16 protein-coding genes and 1 rRNA gene are annotated in these 17,433 nt (G+C 61.5%); 8 read left to right on the plus strand and 9 right to left on the minus strand.

The features are described 5' to 3' along the window. The first annotated feature begins 2 nt into the window (after window positions 1-2). Window positions 3-118 (plus strand): 5S ribosomal RNA (rrf, locus tag KGB07_RS23675). A 66-nt stretch (window positions 119-184) separates the two neighbouring features. Here rrf and KGB07_RS23680 read toward each other — a convergent pair. The 5 genes from KGB07_RS23680 to KGB07_RS23700 form a co-directional block, all read right to left on the minus strand. After that, window positions 185-937, minus strand: coding sequence for a hypothetical protein (locus tag KGB07_RS23680; RefSeq protein ID WP_223466717.1), 753 nt, complete (start codon window positions 935-937; stop codon window positions 185-187). 49 nt (window positions 938-986) lie between these two features. Beyond that, window positions 987-1,415, minus strand: a complete 429-nt coding sequence (locus KGB07_RS23685; RefSeq protein ID WP_046043429.1) for a hypothetical protein — start codon at window positions 1,413-1,415, stop codon at window positions 987-989. Window positions 1,416-1,553: 138 nt separating this feature from the next. Next, window positions 1,554-1,967, minus strand: a complete 414-nt coding sequence (locus KGB07_RS23690) for a VOC family protein (protein ID WP_046043430.1) — start codon at window positions 1,965-1,967, stop codon at window positions 1,554-1,556. Between the two features lie 89 nt (window positions 1,968-2,056). After that, on the minus strand, window positions 2,057-2,716 hold the full coding sequence (locus tag KGB07_RS23695) for a TetR/AcrR family transcriptional regulator (protein WP_046043431.1): 660 nt from the start codon (window positions 2,714-2,716) through the stop codon (window positions 2,057-2,059). After that, on the minus strand, window positions 2,703-3,554 hold the full coding sequence (locus tag KGB07_RS23700; protein ID WP_046043432.1) for a 3-hydroxybutyryl-CoA dehydrogenase: 852 nt from the start codon (window positions 3,552-3,554) through the stop codon (window positions 2,703-2,705). The genes KGB07_RS23695 and KGB07_RS23700 overlap by 14 nt, the downstream gene beginning before the upstream one ends. Before the next feature lie 163 nt (window positions 3,555-3,717). Here KGB07_RS23700 and KGB07_RS23705 point away from each other — a divergent pair, with 163 nt between their 5' ends. Continuing rightward, window positions 3,718-4,770: an AraC family transcriptional regulator gene (locus KGB07_RS23705; protein ID WP_046043433.1), complete on the plus strand. Its 1,053-nt coding sequence runs from the start codon at window positions 3,718-3,720 to the stop codon at window positions 4,768-4,770. A gap of 4 nt (window positions 4,771-4,774) precedes the next feature. Here KGB07_RS23705 and KGB07_RS23710 read toward each other — a convergent pair whose 3' ends face one another. Beyond that, window positions 4,775-5,776 carry an NAD(P)H-quinone oxidoreductase gene (locus KGB07_RS23710; RefSeq protein ID WP_223466712.1) on the minus strand — a complete coding sequence of 334 codons (1,002 nt, stop codon included), beginning with the start codon at window positions 5,774-5,776 and terminating at the stop codon, window positions 4,775-4,777. 162 nt (window positions 5,777-5,938) lie between these two features. Between KGB07_RS23710 and KGB07_RS23715 the strand changes: the two genes are divergently transcribed. Next, the gene (locus KGB07_RS23715; protein WP_046043435.1) at window positions 5,939-6,814 is read left to right on the plus strand and encodes a LysR family transcriptional regulator; all 876 of its coding nucleotides are present in this window, start codon (window positions 5,939-5,941) and stop codon (window positions 6,812-6,814) included. A 116-nt stretch (window positions 6,815-6,930) separates the two neighbouring features. Here KGB07_RS23715 and KGB07_RS23720 read toward each other — a convergent pair whose 3' ends face one another. Further along, window positions 6,931-7,653 carry a pirin family protein gene (locus KGB07_RS23720; RefSeq protein ID WP_007971193.1) on the minus strand — a complete coding sequence of 241 codons (723 nt, stop codon included), beginning with the start codon at window positions 7,651-7,653 and terminating at the stop codon, window positions 6,931-6,933. A 239-nt stretch (window positions 7,654-7,892) separates the two neighbouring features. Between KGB07_RS23720 and KGB07_RS23725 the strand changes: the two genes are divergently transcribed. Further along, a complete protein-coding gene (locus KGB07_RS23725) occupies window positions 7,893-8,843 on the plus strand; it encodes a GlxA family transcriptional regulator (protein ID WP_046043436.1) in 951 nt (316 codons plus the stop codon). Window positions 8,844-8,994: 151 nt separating this feature from the next. Then, window positions 8,995-10,479: an ATP-binding protein gene (locus KGB07_RS23730; RefSeq protein WP_046043437.1), complete on the plus strand. Its 1,485-nt coding sequence runs from the start codon at window positions 8,995-8,997 to the stop codon at window positions 10,477-10,479. On the opposite strand, the gene KGB07_RS23735 is transcribed toward KGB07_RS23730, so the two are convergent. Next, on the minus strand, window positions 10,444-13,248 hold the full coding sequence (locus KGB07_RS23735; RefSeq protein WP_223466715.1) for an ATP-binding protein: 2,805 nt from the start codon (window positions 13,246-13,248) through the stop codon (window positions 10,444-10,446). The genes KGB07_RS23730 and KGB07_RS23735 overlap by 36 nt on opposite strands. A gap of 380 nt (window positions 13,249-13,628) precedes the next feature. On the opposite strand from KGB07_RS23735, the gene KGB07_RS23740 reads away from it, so the two are divergent. Together KGB07_RS23740 and KGB07_RS23745 are read left to right on the plus strand one after the other, a co-directional pair. After that, window positions 13,629-14,204 carry a flavodoxin family protein gene (locus tag KGB07_RS23740; protein WP_046043439.1) on the plus strand — a complete coding sequence of 192 codons (576 nt, stop codon included), beginning with the start codon at window positions 13,629-13,631 and terminating at the stop codon, window positions 14,202-14,204. 33 nt (window positions 14,205-14,237) lie between these two features. Continuing rightward, complete coding sequence (locus KGB07_RS23745) at window positions 14,238-15,062, plus strand: alpha/beta fold hydrolase (RefSeq protein WP_046043440.1); 825 nt, start codon at window positions 14,238-14,240, stop codon at window positions 15,060-15,062. Window positions 15,063-15,096: 34 nt separating this feature from the next. On the opposite strand, the gene KGB07_RS23750 is transcribed toward KGB07_RS23745, so the two are convergent. Then, window positions 15,097-15,558 carry a helix-turn-helix domain-containing protein gene (locus KGB07_RS23750; RefSeq protein ID WP_046043441.1) on the minus strand — a complete coding sequence of 154 codons (462 nt, stop codon included), beginning with the start codon at window positions 15,556-15,558 and terminating at the stop codon, window positions 15,097-15,099. Between the two features lie 160 nt (window positions 15,559-15,718). Here KGB07_RS23750 and KGB07_RS23755 point away from each other — a divergent pair, with 160 nt between their 5' ends. After that, on the plus strand, window positions 15,719-16,636 hold the full coding sequence (locus tag KGB07_RS23755) for a LysR family transcriptional regulator (RefSeq protein ID WP_046043443.1): 918 nt from the start codon (window positions 15,719-15,721) through the stop codon (window positions 16,634-16,636). The last annotated feature ends 797 nt before the right edge of the window (window positions 16,637-17,433 follow it).

Raw genomic sequence — 17,433 nt, forward strand, 5'->3', positions numbered from 1 at the left:
TTCTTGACGACCATAGAGCGTTGGAACCACCTGATCCCATCCCGAACTCAGCAGTGAAACGATGCATCGCCGATGGTAGTGTGGGGTTTCCCCATGTGAGAGTAGGTCATCGTCAAGATTAAATTCCGAAACCCCTATCTGCGTATGCAGGTAGGGGTTTTGTTTTTGTCCGCAGGAAATGAAATTACTGCCCCAACCGCTCCAGTGTGTGCTCCAACGGTTCCAGCGACACACAGATAAAACCATCAAGCGGACGATTGAGTTCCTCTACCAGCAGGATGGTTGCCCCCGTCGACAGGGCACACATCAGTAATACGGCGACAATGGTGCCGTTGCATGGTGCAAACAGCCCGAACGAACCGAAGATAATCCCCAGCCACGTCACCAGGATCACCAGCATCACCGGTGGAATCGATTGATTGGCCTGCAGCAGGGTCAGCCAGCGGGTAGCAAACACGGTGTCCATGTCTTGCAATGCCTTGGCTTTGAGCGAGCGCTGATCATCGTTGCCGGGCGTCAGTGATTCGACCTGGCGTTGCAGGCCTTCGGAGCGACGGATCATTTCGGGGCTATCGAGTTTTGCAATCTGCTGGTGATCGCGGGAAGCGAGCACCTGGGTGACTTCGGCGTAGTTGTGCTTGAGCTCGGTGCGGATGCCCTGGGTGTCGGTGCCGTAGCGGGCCAGCAAGCGGTCGAATTGAACCACTTTCGCCGCCGCGCCCTCCAGTTCGGCATTGGCCGTATCGAATGTGCCTTTGGCAGAGGAAACCAGCAGGCCGAGGACCAGCGCCGACATCGTTGCGATGAGGCCGGTGGCCAGCTTCACCACGGTCACGGAGTCGTCGCTCAGGTGATGGCTCGGTAATCGCTCCCTTACGTACGAGCCTAGTAGTGCGCTGGCGGACAGGCAGGCGAAAACGATGAGGGCGATCACCACGTCATTCAAATTCAACCTCCGTTGACGCTGTCTTCCGTGGGGGAGATATCTACTGGTACTTGATCACGATGCCTTTGAGTTTGCGCCCCTCTATGGCCCTTACGTCGCGAGCCCACAGCGGCCCGTTGGCATAGGCACCCACCGCCTGAATATGGTCATAGACCACCACCACCGCGTCGCCACCGAGTTTGGCGGATTCTTCCCGCAGCTTCTGTTCGACTTCGGTAATCGGCGGGGCAGGGTCGACGCTGGCGTCGATCAACACTTCACCCAGACGTACATGCGGACGCACAGGCTCCGAACGCAGCACGACAACCTCGTCCGGCGATGTCGGTGCCGGATGTTCTACGCCGACATAGGCGGTGGTCTGTGCATCGACAGTGGCGCAACCATTGAGGGTCAGCAGGCTGGTGATCAGTCCACCGGCCAGAAGCAAGCATTTGAAACGGGTGGACCGAGACTGGTCGTGGGCCGGCATAGTGGGTTTGCTCCTCTGGTTCGCTGCTATCCATGTGGCTAGTTGACGGTAGCAGACAGGCCGGGAGTTGCCAGAACGCCCAACCTTTTCAGGTTGGGCTTTTTTGTGCCTTGAAGACTGTCGATCAACTAAGGCTTTTCACTGATCTTTTTCGCAGTTGACCATCCACGACACACCAAAACGGTCGACCAGCATGCCGAAGCGCGCCGCCCAGAACGTGGTTTCAAGTGGCATTTGCACAGTGCCACCGCCTGCAAGTGCATTGAAGACCCGCTCGGCCTCGGCAATGCTGTCGACGTTGAGTGAAATCGAACAGGCACTCATTTTATCCACGGGGCGATCCGGTGTGGTGTCCGATCCCATGATCGCCTGATCGCCAACGATCAGACGGGTATGAATGATCAGGTTGTGCAGATCCTTGGGGCAATGCTCAGCGGCCGGCGTTTCGCCGAAGGTCAACATGGCTTCGATCTTGCCTTGCAGGGACTGCGCGTAGAACGTGAAGGCAGCTTTGCAGTCGCCGTTGAAGATAAGGTAGGGATTGATTTTCATGGTCGGCTCCAGGTGCTCGAATACATACATCGGTTTGGACGCCGGTTTTTTCGGCGAATTCCGATTGTGTCGAGCCGACAAGCAAAGCGCTAAATCTTTGTCGGTGCTTGTGTTTCTTTAGATGTTTTTTCGATAGGACGTGCGAGGCTTATTGCTTCCGGCGCACGCCGCGGCGCCAGCACACGTTCGATGGCGCCGCTGACCATACTTTCGAGTAGCTCATCACGTTCCTGCTCGTCCAGCACATGTGGCGTCAGCCAGCTGGGAGCACTGTTGAGCAGGGCGCCAATGGCATGCCCGGCTGCCAGCAGGCCTTGTTCGCTGAAACGCGACTTCGCGCCCAGCATCCTCAGCAACGTGCGCTCGTACTGCTCGCGCAATTGCCTGACCCGAGCCTGTTGCTCTTCGTTCAGGCAACCGCTGTCGCGCTCCACCAGGCGGAAATGCCAGGGCATCTCCCGATGCAGGTTCAGATGGGCGCGGATCAGGCTGTTGAGTTTGTCGCGCTTGCCCGGAGCTTTTTGCTGGATACGCCCCAGGGTGGCCAGCAGCTCCTCGTAAAACTCCTCGATCAGATCGAGCAGCAGATGCTGTTTGCTGGGGTAATGGTGATACAGCGAGCCTGGGGAGAGCCCCAGGCACGTCGCGAGCTCACGCATGCCGACCTGACCGAACCCCTTGCAGGCAAACAGCTCCAGGACCTTGTCCCGGTACTCGGCAAAGCGCGAGCAACGCTCAGGCATAGGCATGGAAGCCGCGCCCCGTTTTGCGTCCCAGGTAACCGGCGGCGACCATTTCCTTGAGCAACGGCGCCGGGCGATATTTGCTGTCGTTGAAGCCGTCATAGAAGGCTTCGAGGATCGACAACAGGGTGTCCAGGCCAATCAGGTCCGCCAGGGCCAACGGGCCGATAGGCTGATTGCAGCCCAGGCGCATGCCGGCGTCGATGTCTTCGGCGCTGGCCAGGCCTTCCTGGAACACCAGGATCGCTTCGTTGATCATCGGCACCAGGATCCGGTTGACCACGAAACCTGGACGGTTACCCGCGGTAATCGCGGTTTTACCGAGGGTGGTGGCCATGTCCAGCGCCAGTTGGTGGGTCGCATCACTGGTTTGCAGGCCGCGGATGACTTCGATCAGGCCCATCACCGGCACCGGGTTGAAGAAATGCAGGCCGATGAAGCGTTCAGGCTGGCTGACACTGGCGGCGAGTTGGGTGATCGACAGCGACGAGGTGTTGGAGGCAATGACGCATTCGTTGCTGACCTGCGCGGCGATCTGTTGCAGCACGCGCAGTTTCAGGTCGAGATTTTCAGTGGCCGCTTCGATGACCAATTGCGCGTCACCCAGGACGCTGTAATCGGTGCTGGTGCGGATTTTGTCGAGGGTCGCCTGTTTCTGCTCTGGCGTCAGGGTTTGCTTGGCGATCTGCCGGTCAAGGTTCTTGCCGATCGTTGCGACGGCTTTTTGCAAAGCGCTTTCGGAAATGTCGAGCAAGGTCACGTTGAAACCGGCCATGGCGCAGACTTGTGCGATGCCGTTGCCCATGGTGCCTGCACCGATCACCCCGATGTTTTGCAGTTTCATCTTCCCATCCTTCGATCAAACCCTGCGATACCTTGGCCGCGACGGCGGCCGAAGGCGTACTATTGCCGCGAGTCTAGAGCCGGCAGGGCGGTTGTCCTATGCCAAAACTGTTCAACGGCACTGATGTTTTTTGCCATTCGGGTGATGAGAGAGAAACGAACCAATGCGGGAAAAGGACTCGGTTGCCGCCTATTTCGTGCAGGCAATGATCCATGGGCTGAGGGATGATCCGCAGCGCGTGACGGCCGTGCTCGAACAGGCGGGCATTGATCCGGTGGTCATGCACCAACCCACGGCGCGGGTGCCGGCCAGTGCGTTTGCGGCGTTGTGGCTGATCCAGATCCGTGAGCTCGACGATGAGTTTTTCGGGCTCGACTCCCATGGCATGCCGCCGGGCAGTTTCGCCCTGATTTGCCGCGCCTTGATTCAGGAGCCCGATCTGCACAAGGCCATGCGTCAGTGCCTGGCCAACTTCGGCTTGTTCCTGCGCGACTTTCGCGGCTCGCTGGCCGTGCGTGGCAAGCGTGCGGTGATCAGCCTGGAAACCCGTTCGGCGGACAACGATGCCAGCCGGTTTGGTGAAGAAACCTTCCTGGTATTGATGATCAGTCTGCTGTGCTGGCTGGGCGGGCGGCGCATTCCCATCGACCGCGCGGACTTCCGCCATTCGCGCCTGTCGCTGGGTGACGACCGCCTGCTCTGGGGCCCCAACCTGACCTTTGGTGCCGAGCGCACCGAAATCGAATTTGCCAGCCACTACTTGCGCCTGCCCGTGGTTCAGGATCTGGCGTCGCTGAAAGTGTTCCTGCGTACCGCGCCGCAATGGCTGGTGATCCGCTTCCGTAACCAGCATGGCCTGGCATCCCAGGTTCACCAGCGCTTGCGCGGTAGTCATTACAGCGAGTGGCCGACGTTGCAGGCCTTCGCCCTGGAACAGCACCTGAGCCCCAGCACCTTCCGCCGCAAACTGGAGCGTGAGGGCTGTTCCTATCAGGAGATCAAGGACGAAGTACGCCGCGGCGTGGCCTTTGAGCAACTGCGTCAGAGCGATGCGAGCATCAGCGATATCGCCGAGCAACTGGGTTTCCAGGAACCCAGCGCCTTCCATCGGGCGTTCAAGAAGTGGACCGGGGAAAGCCCCGGGCGCTATCGGGCCCGATATCAGGGGGAGCAGGGCGCAGAGGTCGCCACCCTTCAGGCATCCTGCGAGCCCTGAGCCATCAACTATCCATCCGCAGAACAATCTTGCCGATGTGATCCCCCGCTTCCATCCGGGCATGGGCCTGCGCCGCCTCCGTGAACGGGTAAATCCGGTCGATCATCGGCAGGCAGCGTCCGGCGCTCAGCACTGGCCATACGTGCTCGTGCAACTGGCGGGCAATGGCGGCTTTTTCTTCCCGGGTCCGAGAGCGCAACAGGGAGCCGGTGACGACGGCACGTTTGGCCATGATCGCCAGCAAATCGACATCCCTGGCATGGGCGCCACCGAGGAAGCCGAGCATCACCAGGCGACCGTCCATGGCCAGGGCGGCCACATTGTTGTTGAGGTACGAGCCGCCCATGATGTCGAGAATCACGTTGACGCCCTGGCCAGCGGTTTTTTCCGCGATGACCTGCACAAAATCCTGATCGCGATAGTTGATCGCCTCGGCGCCCAATTCGCGGATCGCCGTGCATTTTTCGTCGCTGCCGGCGGTGGCGAACGCTTCGATGCCGAGTTCGCGGCATAACATCAACGCGGTGGTGCCGATGCCGCTGGTGCCGCCGTGGATCAAGGCACGCTGCCCCTGGCGGGCAGCGCCAAGGCCGAACAGGTTGGCCCAGACCGTGAAGAAGGTTTCCGGTAGGGCCGCCGCCTGCACCCAGTCCATGCCTTCGGGAACCGGCAGGGCCTGACTGGCCGGGACCACGCAGTATTGCGCATACCCGCCGCCATTGGTCAGGGCGCAAACCTTGTCGCCCAGCGCTAATTCGCTGACGCCCGCGCCAATCGCCACCACTTCGCCGGCCACTTCCAGCCCCGGGTTCGGGTTCATGCCGGGCTTCATCGGATACTTGCCGGCCCGCTGAAGCGCGTCGGGGCGATTGACCCCGGCGGCGTGCACGCGGATCAGAATCTCGCCGGTCCCGGCAACGGGCACAGGCACCTGGCGCGGTTGCAGGACCTCAGGGCCACCGGGTTCGGTGATTTCGATCAGGGTCATGGTCTGGGGGAGTGTCATTTCCTATACCTGTGGTGTGCGAAAGATTATGGCGCCGCGGTGAGCGGTGCACGAGCGTTGTCCTGAGGTCACTCAGGCCTTCAGCATATCGAGGTTTTACGAAGCATTAATGCAGCGAATACGCGCTATGCTGATGCGTAATTGCATCATCAGGAGAGCGTGATGAATTGGGATGACGCCCGGGTATTTCTCGCGGTTTGCCGGGAATCGACGTTGCGCGGGGCGGCGCGGGTGTTGGGAGTAGACCAGGCCACGGTCGGCAGGCGCATCACGGCACTGGAAAAGTCCTTGAGTGCGACCTTGTTCCTGCGCACTTCCGAAGGTTATGCGCTGACGGCTGTCGGCGAAGCGGCACTCAAGGCCGTGGAGAAAATGGAGCATTCGGCGCTGGAACTGGAACGCCAGATCCAGGGCCTGGACGATCGCTTGACCGGCACGGTTCGCGTCAGCACCACCGACTCCCTGGCGATTGATTTCCTGATCCCGGCGATTGCCCGCCTGCATCGGCAACACCCGGATGTACGGGTGCAACTGGACGCCACCACGCAGATCCTCAGCCTGGCAAAACGCGAAGCGGACATCGCCGTACGCAACACCCGACCGGAGAACCCTGACCTCATCGCCCGGCGCATCGCCCGTTGGCCGGTGGGGTTGTTTGCCTCGCAAGCCTATGTCGATGCCCACGGCGTGCCGGAGCCGGGCTCGGCTTTCGCCGGGCATGACCTGGTGGTGTATCAGCCGCATTTGCAGAGCAACAAGGACATGACGCTGGTCTCGGAACCGGTGGTCCGCGGGCGGATTGTCGCGAGCCTCAGTTCCAGCCTGCTGGTGCGTCGGTCGATTGCGGCGGGGATCGGAGTTGGGGAGATTCCGGTGTACATCGGGGAGAAGGAGGGGCTGGTCAGGCTGTGGCCGGAGCGCTCGCGGCCAATGCCTTATGACATCTGGCTGGTGACCCATGCGGACCTGCGGCATACGGCCAGGGTCCGGGCGGTGATCGATGAGATTGTCGCGGGGTTCGCCGGGACCGGCGAGTAATTCCAGGTGGCACAAATCCTGTGGGAGCGAGCTTGCTCGCGATGGCGGAGTGTCAGACGACATCACTGTTGAATGACACAACGCATCGCGAGCAGGCTCGCTCCCACAGGGTTTTGTCATGGCATTTCCGGCAGTTCCTGTGGACGCAGGTCAAAGACCAGCACTTCAGCATCCACGCCATTGCTCAAGGTCAGCGCCTGTTCATCACGAACCCGCACACCGTCGCCTTCCTGCAACAACACACCGTTGAGTTCGACGCTGCCCCGGGCCACATGCACATAGGCGTAGCGGTTGGCGGCCAGCTCCAGGGTGGCGCTTTCCTTGCCGTCGATCAGGCCGGCATACACCCGTGCATCCTGACGTACCTTGAGCGAACCCTTGGCGCCGTCCGGCGAAATGATCAGCTGCAGGCGCCCGCGTTTCTTCTGGGTGCTGAAATGCTCTTGCTGATAGCGCGGTTTAGCGCCGCTGACGTCGGGCACGATCCAGATCTGCAGAAAGTGCACCGGCCGGGTGCTCGAGTGGTTGAACTCACTGTGGGCCACGCCGCTGCCTGCGCTCATCAGTTGCACGTCGCCGGGGCGGATCACCGAACCGGTGCCCAGGGTGTCTTTGTGTTCCAGGGCGCCTTCAAGCACATAGGAGAAAATTTCCATGTCGCGGTGCGGGTGCTGGCCGAAGCCTTTACCGGCTGCGACGCGGTCGTCGTTGATCACCAACAGGTCGGAAAAACCCTGCTCTTTCGGATTGCGATAGTTGGCGAAGGAAAAGGTATGGAATGACTTCAACCAGCCGTGATTGGCCAGGCCACGATCCGAGGCTTTGCGAAGAGTCAGCATGATGAAATCTCCTGTGGGGACGTGAATTCGTCCGAGTGAGGAGAAGGTTAATGGTTACTGGTTGATGCAATAAGTAGATGAAAATTGAAATACTGTCCTGTTTGGATTGACAGTTGTTTGTGGAATGAGTCGCCGATGTTTGAGGCATAATTCGCCATAATTTGTGGCAATAAAACCTGTGGGAGCGGGCTTCAATGTCGGTCAATGCTTCCTGATTTGAGCTCAGTGGACTCCAACCCATGAAAACCGTGGCAATGGTGCTGTTTCCCGACTTTCTCCTGCTCGACATGGCCGGGCCCATGGAAGTGTTTTCCATCGCCAATCGTTATCTGAAACCCGACGATCACTATGTGCTGTCGACCATCGGCACCGAGCACGGCGCACTGCGGGCGTCCAACGGGGTGAGCGTGCACGCCGACCGGCACATCGACCAGGTCTGCGAAGGTTTTGATCTGCTGCTGGTGCCCGGTGGGCCCGGTGCCTACAACGAAAAGCATCCGCCGTTGCTCGACTGGCTCAGGCACAACGTCAGCCGGTCCGCCGGTTACGGCTCGATCTGCACCGGGGCGTTCGTGTTGGGACATGCCGGTTTGCTCGACGGCTATCGCGTCACCACCCACTGGCACTACACCGAGCGGCTGATCAAGGGCTTTCCGAAGGCGACCGTCGAGACCGATCAGATCTTCGTCCAGGACCGCAACCTGATCACTTCCGGTGGCGTCACCGCCGGGATTGACCTGGCCTTGTCGGTGGTGGCCCGGGACCATGGCAAGAAAGTCGCCCAGGACGTGGCCAAGGTGCTGCTGGTGGTGATGAAACGCCAGGGTGGGCAGGCGCAGTTCAGCCCGTTGATGGCGGCGGTGGCCCCTCACGAAACGGCGATTACCCGGGTGCAGGACCATGTGCTTGAACATCTCGATGAAACCTACAGCATCGAGCGCATGGCCGGTCTGGCCAACATGAGCCCGCGTCATTTCGCCAGGGTGTTCGCCCGGGAAGTGAGCATGACGCCGATGGAGTTTTTGCAAAGCGCGCGTATCGATTGCGCCAGGAACCAGCTGGAAACCACCGAGTTGCCGCTCAAGACCGTGGCCTTCAAAAGTGGCTTCGGCAGCGTGCGGCACATGCGTTTTCTGTTCAGTGAAAAGCTTGGCCTGACCCCGACCCAATACCGCGAGCAGTTCAGCTAGCGCGCGTGTCCGTCCTGCGCACCGCAATGGCCGTAACGCTCCCCCCGTGGCAGTTGTACGGTCACCGAGGCCTGCCAAGATACCGCTGAACTCATTGCAAGGACGGTGCGGAGCCTGGGCTGGAAGCCAGGCTTGCAGCGAGTGACAGCGTATGAACAGTCTCAGAGATTTGAACAGCGAAGCGGTGCTGCAATTCGGACCCTACGCTTTCCACCTCAGTCAGCGACTGGTGCTGGAGGGCGATCGACCGCTGCGCCTGGGCGGCCGCGCCCTTGATGTGTTGCAGGTGCTGGTCGAACACGCCGGCTCGGTGGTCAGCAAGGAGGAGTTGATTGCGCAGGTCTGGCCGCGCTCCGTGGTCGAAGAGATCAACCTGCGGGTACACATTGCCGCCCTGCGCCGAGCCTTGGGCGACGGGCAGAACGGCCAGTGCTACATCGTCAACATTCCCCAGCGCGGCTACAGTTTTGTCGCCCCGGTACAGCATTCGCCGCAGCCCGTAGCGTTCCCGAGCGAGACCGTAAAAAAGCCCCTGCACAACTTGCCGGCACGGCTCACGCCGATCACCGGGCGCGATGCGATTGTCGGCAGCCTGGTGCGGCAACTGCCGGTGCGCCGATTCATGACCCTGGTCGGCCCGTGCGGGATCGGCAAGACCACCGTGGCACTGCGCGTGGCCGAACTGTTGTTGCAGCACTATCGGCACGGCGTGTGGCTGGTGGACCTGGCGCCGATCGACGACCCGGCGCAAGTGACCGATCACCTCACACGAACCCTTGGGCTGGAGGTCGGCACCACGTTGGAGGCGCTGGCGCAGCGGCATGCCTTGTTGGTCCTGGACAACTGCGAACACCTGCTCGAACGCTGTCAGACGTTGATCGAAACGCTGCTGGCTTCTCTACCCCGTCTGTCGATCCTCGCCACCAGCCGCGAGCCGCTCAAGGCCGCGGGCGAAACCGTATTGCCTCTGCCACCGCTGGCGGTGCCGCCAACGTCAGCGCTACGCAGTGTTGCCGAGGTCATGGGCTATTCGGCGGTGCAGTTGTTCGTCAGCCGTGCCCGGACCCGTCAGCAAGGGTTCACCCTGCGCGAACAAGACCTCAAGACCGTACGGGAAATCTGCCGACGCCTCGACGGCCTGCCGCTGGCGATTGAACTGGCAGCGGCGCAAATCGATGCGCTGGCGCTGGTGGGGTTGCAGGCGCAACTCGATAACTGTTTTCAGTTGCTGTCCCAGGGCCGCCGCACGGCCGTGCCCCGGCACCAGACGCTCAAGGCTGCGCTGGACTGGAGCTACGAACGTTTGACTGCCGTGGAGCAAACCGTGTTGCAGCGCCTGGCGGTGTTCAAGATGGCCTTTACCCAGAACGCAGCGATTGGCGTGATCAGCGGCGACGCGTTGCCGGTCGCCGAGCTGATCGAGGTGCTGGACAACCTCACACTCAAGTCATTGCTGTCCCAGGAGCAGGGCGGCGGTGTGACCCGCTACCGCTTCCTCAACACCACCCGCACCTACGCCCTGGAAAAACTCGAACTCAGTGGTGAGTTGCGAGCCCTTGAAATGCGTTATGCCGGTTACGTCAGTCAAATGCGCCGGCCTTCAGGCGGGCAGGTGGCATTGCAACTCGTCGAGTAGCTGGCGAACGGTCATCAAGTCGGGCGTGGCGAAACCTTCGGTGTAGCGCTGGTAGATTGGGGCCAGCAATTGATGCGCCCGTTGGGGATCGCCCTGACGCTGCCACAACTGCGCCAGTGAGGTGGCGCTGCGCAGCTCCCAGGCCAGGGCACCCTGGGTCTTTGCCACGTTGAGTGCCTTGAGCAATACCGTTTCGGCCGTTGCGGCTTTTACCGGGCAATCCGTTGCCAGCAACGTCCTGGCCCCGGCCCGCAGAATCTCTGCCGTGCTCCAGTCCGACGCACCGCTTTGCGCACGCTCGAGCAAATCATCGTCGACACAGGTTGAATCCAGCGTGACCATGATGTCCTTGATCAAACCGACACGTTGGCGGCCGGTTGGCCGAACATCGGTGCCGCCGATCACCTGCGCGTAGTGTTGCGCCCAGTGATAGAACAGCAGCACCGAGTGCTTCTGCGCCTGTTGCAGCAGCAGGCGCAGGAGTTCGCGGGCGCTGCGGGTATCGCCGTTGTAGTGGGCGATCAGGCAGCCGGCGAGCGCCAGGGTGTAGCAGATCGACGTGCCGTGGTTGATCTGCAGCGCGATGTCCAGCGCCTGCCGGGCTGTGCGCCAGGCTTGTTCCGGTTGGCCTTGCAGCCATAGGATGCGCGCGTGGATGGTCAGCGCCGCGACGCTCTGGTCGTATTGCACGCCGAAGCCATGGGTGAAACGGTTGAGATGACCACTGTGGGCCATGCGTTGCAGCACCTGTTCGGCATGCTCCCCAGCCTGTCGCTGGTTGCCGGAGAAGTGCAGGGCGAGCACCCGCAATCGATGCATGCTCAGGGACATCAGGGCGTCGTCATGCAGCCCCAGTCGATCGAATTGCCGGCTCTGTTCCAGGGCCATTTGATAATGGCCGCAGCTGAGATTGACCGCCAGGTGCCCGGAAATCGCCCGCAACTGACCGGCCACATCGTTGAGTCGGATGGCCAGGGCTCTGGCGCTGACAAAAGCGCCAATGGTTTCGGCGCTGGCTCCTTGAGCGTGGTAACAGGCACTGCCCAGGGCCAGCTTGAGGGCTATCTGCAAGCGCGGGCAAGGTTCGGCAGACTGCTCGAGCAAGGCCAGCGCCTTGCGCACATAACCGCCGTGCTCCTTGAGCAGTGACAACTCCTGCCACAGGGGCGTGGACGTCGCGGCCAGGCGTATCGCCAGTGCCTGCGGCCCTTGCGCGTGCAAACCCCAATCGAGGGCCGCACGGACGTCCTCCAGGGCCCTGCCATAGCGCTCGAGCCACAGGGCGGTCGAGGTTTTCTCCCAGTCGTCCTGCGCCTGTTGCATCAACGCCAGGCAGCGCTCGGCATGCCGCTCCCGCGTGGCGGGCAGGTCGGTGGTTTGCGTGAGTTTTTCCAGGGCGTAACGGCGGGTGGTGTCGAGCAGGCGGTAGTAAACATCCTCGTCGCCCACCTCCACGTTCAACATGGACTTGGCGACCAGTTGGGTGATCGAGCCAAACGCCTCGCGGGGTTCGATGTGTTCGCCGACAATCACCGCCGCCGCCGACTCCAGGGTGAAGCTGCCGCGAAACACACTGAGTCGGCGCAGGCAGGTCTTTTCGCAGGCGTTGAGCAACTCGAAGCTCCAGTCCAACGTTGCGCGCAGGGTCTGATGGCGTGCCAGGGGCACCTGGCAAGGCTGGGTCAACACCCGGAAGCTGCTCTGCAGTTGCGCCAGCAAGCCGGGCAATCCGAAGTTGCCCACTTGCGCCGCCGCCAGTTCGATGGCCAGCGGAATGCCGTCCAGTCGGTGGCAGATGTCGATCAACAGCGGCAGCTTATCGTCCGTCAGTTCAAAGCTGTCATGGCTGGCCATGGCCCGCTCGACAAACAGTTGCAGGGCGGAAAAGGTCATGGCCTGGGCGCGGTCGAGGACGGCGATGGGCGGCGGGCAGTCGAGTGATTCCAGACGCTGGACGAATTCCCCTTCGGCCCGCAGGCTCTCGCGGCTGGTGGCGAGAATATGCACGTGCGGCGCACTGCGCAGAATCTGTTCGCTGAGCTGGGCGATGGCGTCGACCAGGTGTTCGCAGTTGTCGATGACCAACAGCATTTGCCTGTCGCGCAGACAGTCGGCAAGACCGCTCAGGGGTTCATCGTCGTGCAGGGCCAGTTCGAGCAACGTCGCCAAGTGGCCGTCGATCATCAGCGGGCAGTTGATCGGGGCCAGGTCCAGCAGGTGAATGCCGTCCCGGTAGCGACCGATCATTTGCTCGGCGACCCGCAAGGCCACGGTGGTCTTGCCGATGCCGCCGGGGCCGACGAGGGTGATGAAGCGCTGGCGGGGCAGTTGCTCCATCAGGTTGTCGACCAGCGTCTGCCGGCCGATCATGCGCGTGCGGCGCACCGGCAGGTTATGTCGGCTCGGTGCGCAAGCCATGGGCGCTGGCGGTTGCTCGGCCTGCTCCAGTGAGTGCGGTGCGACGAAGCTGTACCCGCGCTGGGCCACGGTGACGATGTAGCGCTGGCCGGCCTGACCGTCGCCGAGCGCCTTGCGCAACGCGGCCATGTGCACCCGCAGGTTGATGTCTTCGACCACGCTGTTGGGCCAGACCCGGGCGATCAATTGCTGCTTGCTGACCACGTTGCCGGCGTGCTCAAGCAGGATCAACAGGATGTCCATGGCGCGCCGGCCCAGGCGCAAAGGCTGGTCGGCCTCCATCACCAGGCGTTGGCCGGGGTAGACCCGGTAAGGGCCGAAATGCACAGCCTGTTCGGGGGAAAGGGTCAACGAGTCGCTCCTGCTGCATCCGTCTAGTACGCGGTTTTCGAGCATATTCCTCAGGTTTTTTACAGAGCGCAATGCGCCACCCGGGTGACTGAAGGGGCAGGCATTGACTCTAGCGTATCGGCCAGTGGCTGTCGGTCCCGAAAACATTGGGTGCGACAGATGGACAGCACTTGCCGGGGCTTTTTGCGCGCCAAGGAAAATTAACAACGTTTAACTCGTCCTGCGTCCGGTCTGCGCCAAAACTCTCTTCCTGTAGGAGCGAGCTTGCTCGCGATGGAGTATCAGTCGACACCAATGCTGTTGACACACCATCGTCGGAACGCCGCCCGGAGCAAGCTCGCTCCTACAAATGGATTCCCATCCATCGCAAGGACAGAGCAATGAGCAACGTGGTGGTGGTCTATCACAGTGGCTACGGGCACACCCGGGTCATGGCCGAAGCCGTGGCCGCGGGTGTGGAACGGCACTTGGGCAGCACCTGCCAGTTGATCCCGGTCGAGGATGTGGACGAGCACTGGGCGCGGCTGCACCGCGCCGACGCCATCATCTTCGGCGCGCCGACCTACATGGGCAGTGCCTCGGCGGCCTTCAAGGCGTTCATGGAGGCCACGGCGGCGTTCTACCTGGCCCAGCCCTGGCGCGACAAACTCGCGGCGGGCTTCACCAATTCCGGCAGCCTGTGCGGCGACAAGCTAAACACCCTGCTGCAGATGGCGGTGTTCGCCGCCCAGCACTCGATGATCTGGGTCGGCCTCGACCTGCTGCCGGCACGCTCCAGCACCGGCGCATTCAACGGCCAACTCAACCGCCTGGGCAGCTCGCTGGGCGCCATGGCCCAGTCGAATGTCGAGCAATCCCCCGACGATGCGCCACCCCCGGAGGATCGCTGCACCGCGGCGCACCTGGGCGAGCGGGTGGCGCGCCTGGCCGATCGCATGAACCCGTTACCGGTTTGATTCACCCCAACACTCGTTAAGGAGGCATTACCCATGAGCACCTTCACTACCCGCGACGGCGTCGAGATCTACTACAAGGACTGGGGCACCGGTCAGCCGATTGTCTTTAGTCACGGCTGGCCGCTCAACGCCGACAGCTGGGAATCGCAGATGATCTTCCTGGCCTCCAAGGGTTTCCGGGTCATCGCCCACGACCGTCGTGGTCATGGGCGCTCCAGCCAGCCGTGGTCGGGCAATGACATGGACCATTACGCCGACGACCTGGCGCAGTTGATCGAGCTGCTCGACCTGCAAAACGCCGTGCTGTTCGGCTTCTCCACCGGCGGTGGCGAGGTGGCGCGTTACATCGGTCGTCACGGCACCGGCCGGGTGGCCAAAGCCGGGCTGATTTCCGCGGTGCCGCCGCAGATGCTCAAGACCGAAGCCAACCCCGGCGGCCTGCCGCTGGAAGTGTTCGACGGCATCCGCCAGGCCTCGCTGGCCGACCGTTCGCAGCTGTACATCGACCTCGCCAGCGGCCCGTTCTTCGGCTTCAACAAACCTGATGCGAAACCGTCCCAGGGCATGATCGACTGGTTCTGGATGCAGGGCATGATGGCCGGCCACAAGAACGCCTACGACTGTATCAAGGCGTTCTCGGAAACCGACTTCACCGAGGACCTGAAGAAGTTCGACGTGCCGACCCTGGTGGTGCATGGCGATGCGGATCAGGTCGTGCCGTACGAAGCGGCGGGCGTCTCCTCCGCCAGACTGGTGAAGGGCTCGACCCTGAAGATTTACCCGGGCGCCCCTCATGGTTTGACCGACACCCACAAGGACCAGCTCAACGCGGATCTGTTGGCGTTTCTCAAGGGTTGATGTCTGACTGAAAGATCGCAGGCTGCGCGAGCTCCTAAGGGTGTACACACAGCTCTGTAGGGGCTGGCGTAACCTGCGATCGTTTGCTGCTCAACGAGGCGCCGCGAACAAACTGACAGCGCCAGGCAAACGGATTGATGCCTTCGCTGCGGGTGAAGATATGGCAGAAGTGCGCCTGATCGCAGAAGCCGCATTCGAGGCTGATCTGCGTGAGGCTCAGGTCGGTGTACTGGATCAATTGCTTGGCCAGGGCAATGCGCTGCTGGCGAATCCAGTCCTGTGGCGAGAGGCCTGTGCTGCACTTGAACGCGCGGGAGAAGTGACTGCGCGAGAGGGCGCAGGCCTGTGCCAGTTCAGTGACTTCCAGGCTGTCGCCCAGACGCTCGAGGATCAGTTGTTTAACCCGTTTTTCGCGTTGTGGGCTGAGGCCACCGGTGCTTTTCTTTGGCATAGGCGTGAATGACGCGGGGGCGGCATTTTGCTGAACGTGAGCCATGGCGAATGTCCGTGTCGGTAGGCTTCATTCTTGGACCCGAAGGCTCTGGCTTGCGAGTTAATCGTTGTTAATTCCTCGCTCACCGCGGGAAGTCTTGGGTAAAGTCAGACACAATTCTCATCCTCGCGCTTGGCCGAACACACACAAGGAACCCGAGCCTATGAACCGTAACGATCTGCGTCGCGTCGACATGAACCTGCTGGTGATTTTCGAAGCCCTGATGTTCGAAAAGAACCTGACCCGCGTCGCGGAAAAACTGTTCGTGGGCCAACCGGCGGTGAGCGCCGCGCTGGGGCGTTTGCGTGATCTGTTCGATGACCCATTGCTGCTGCGCAACGGTCGCGGCATGGAACCGACGGCGCGGGCGTTGGCGATTCTCAAGGAGTTGCAGCCGGCGATGGACACCATTTCCGGCGCGGTCAGCCGGGCCAAGGAATTCGATCCGGCGACCAGTTGCGATGTGTTTCGCATCGGTCTGTCGGACGATGCCGAGTTCGGTTTGTTTCCGCCGTTGCTGCGTCAGTTGCAAGAGGAAGCGCCGGGCATCGTTGTGGTCGTGCGGCGGGCCAATTACCTGTTGATGCCGACGCTGCTGGCGTCGGGGGAAATCTCGGTGGGCGTGAGTTACACCACGGATCTGCCGGCCAATGCCAAGCGCAAGAAGCTGCGCGATATTCCCTGCAAGGTGCTGCGCGGCGACACCCGGCCGGGGACGCTGACCCTGGATGAGTACTGTGAGCGGCCCCATGCGATGGTGTCGTTCTCGGGGGACTTGAGCGGCAATATCGACCTGGATCTGGCGAAGGTCGGGCGTAGTCGTCGTGTGGTGTTGGGGGTGCCGCAGTTCAGTGGGTTGCGGGCGTTGCTTGCGGGCACCGAGATGATTGCCACTGTGCCGGATTATGCGGCGTGTGCGTTGGTGGAGGGGTGTGGGTTGCGGGCTGAGGATCCGCCGTTCGAGATTGAGGCGGCGCAGTTGTCGATGGCCTGGAGCGGGGTGCATGACAATGATCCGGCGGAGCGGTGGTTGCGGTCGCGGATCGGTCAGTTCATGTCTTTGGCTTTGGATGTTTCTTAGGTTTTCTTTGACCTTGGCGGCCTCTGGGCCGACCAGGTTCTTGGGTGATTGAGTACATATCCGTTTCTGCGGTAACGGCGACTTATGGTTTCGCCCTTACGGCGAGTCCCTTTGGCAAACGCCCCAAAGGAACCAAAGGTCTCGCCCCTTACGTACGGCCCCTCGCCTGGGCTCGGGGTTCCTTCGCTCCGGCATTCGTCCGGGGGCATTGCCCTCCAGTCGGCTTCGCTTCGACCTACATGCAATGAGTTCGACTGCGTCGAACGGCGCTGCGCGCCAATCCCCGGATGAACACCTCCGCTCAGCCTTCCGAGGGGGCGGGTGGATCAAGATCAAGAGCTGCAGGCGAGCTAACGCTCGGCCTGATGAGTGGTGAGAAGCGGCGCGGTGTGGGCTGCTCTGCCTTTGCTCTTCTGTGGGAGCGAGCTTGCTCGCGATGGCGGCCTGCCAGCCGACCAATTTCTTTCGAATGTACCCAGCCCAACTGTAGGAGCGAGCCTGCTCGCGATAGCGGTGGATCAGTCAACATCAATGCCGGATGTAATGCCGCCTTCGCGAGCAGGCTCGCTCCCACAGGGAATATGCAGTGGTCTGACAGCCCTGTTTAAAAGCCGTCAGCCTCTATTCCTGAAAGCCACACCGCCTGAGGGTGTAATTAGTTTTGTGTAAACGGTCATTTGGCAGGAGACTGCCTACCCCAAGGAAATCCAATGACCGAGCCAAAATCCAAGCGCGCCAAACGAGTCAAACCTGATCCTGAACTGGTTAAATTGGCCGACAGCCTGCTGAGCAATTAC

This window comes from Pseudomonas sp. GL-RE-26, assembly GCF_019956275.1.
GTDB lineage: Bacteria > Pseudomonadota > Gammaproteobacteria > Pseudomonadales > Pseudomonadaceae > Aquipseudomonas > Aquipseudomonas grandcourensis.

Excerpts from the sequence above, each read along its gene's own strand:
- KGB07_RS23685 (WP_046043429.1), bottom strand. The coding sequence starts at position 1,415 with ATGCCGGCCCACGACCAGTCTCGGTCCACCCGTTTCAAATGCTTGCTT.
- KGB07_RS23690 (WP_046043430.1), bottom strand. The coding sequence starts at position 1,967 with ATGAAAATCAATCCCTACCTTATCTTCAACGGCGACTGCAAAGCTGCC.
- KGB07_RS23695 (WP_046043431.1), bottom strand. The coding sequence starts at position 2,716 with ATGCCTATGCCTGAGCGTTGCTCGCGCTTTGCCGAGTACCGGGACAAG.
- KGB07_RS23700 (WP_046043432.1), bottom strand. The coding sequence starts at position 3,554 with ATGAAACTGCAAAACATCGGGGTGATCGGTGCAGGCACCATGGGCAAC.
- KGB07_RS23705 (WP_046043433.1), top strand. The coding sequence starts at position 3,718 with ATGCGGGAAAAGGACTCGGTTGCCGCCTATTTCGTGCAGGCAATGATC.
- KGB07_RS23710 (WP_223466712.1), bottom strand. The coding sequence starts at position 5,776 with ATGACACTCCCCCAGACCATGACCCTGATCGAAATCACCGAACCCGGT.
- KGB07_RS23715 (WP_046043435.1), top strand. The coding sequence starts at position 5,939 with ATGAATTGGGATGACGCCCGGGTATTTCTCGCGGTTTGCCGGGAATCG.
- KGB07_RS23720 (WP_007971193.1), bottom strand. The coding sequence starts at position 7,653 with ATGCTGACTCTTCGCAAAGCCTCGGATCGTGGCCTGGCCAATCACGGC.
- KGB07_RS23725 (WP_046043436.1), top strand. The coding sequence starts at position 7,893 with ATGAAAACCGTGGCAATGGTGCTGTTTCCCGACTTTCTCCTGCTCGAC.
- KGB07_RS23730 (WP_046043437.1), top strand. The coding sequence starts at position 8,995 with ATGAACAGTCTCAGAGATTTGAACAGCGAAGCGGTGCTGCAATTCGGA.
- KGB07_RS23740 (WP_046043439.1), top strand. The coding sequence starts at position 13,629 with ATGAGCAACGTGGTGGTGGTCTATCACAGTGGCTACGGGCACACCCGG.
- KGB07_RS23745 (WP_046043440.1), top strand. The coding sequence starts at position 14,238 with ATGAGCACCTTCACTACCCGCGACGGCGTCGAGATCTACTACAAGGAC.
- KGB07_RS23750 (WP_046043441.1), bottom strand. The coding sequence starts at position 15,558 with ATGGCTCACGTTCAGCAAAATGCCGCCCCCGCGTCATTCACGCCTATG.
- KGB07_RS23755 (WP_046043443.1), top strand. The coding sequence starts at position 15,719 with ATGAACCGTAACGATCTGCGTCGCGTCGACATGAACCTGCTGGTGATT.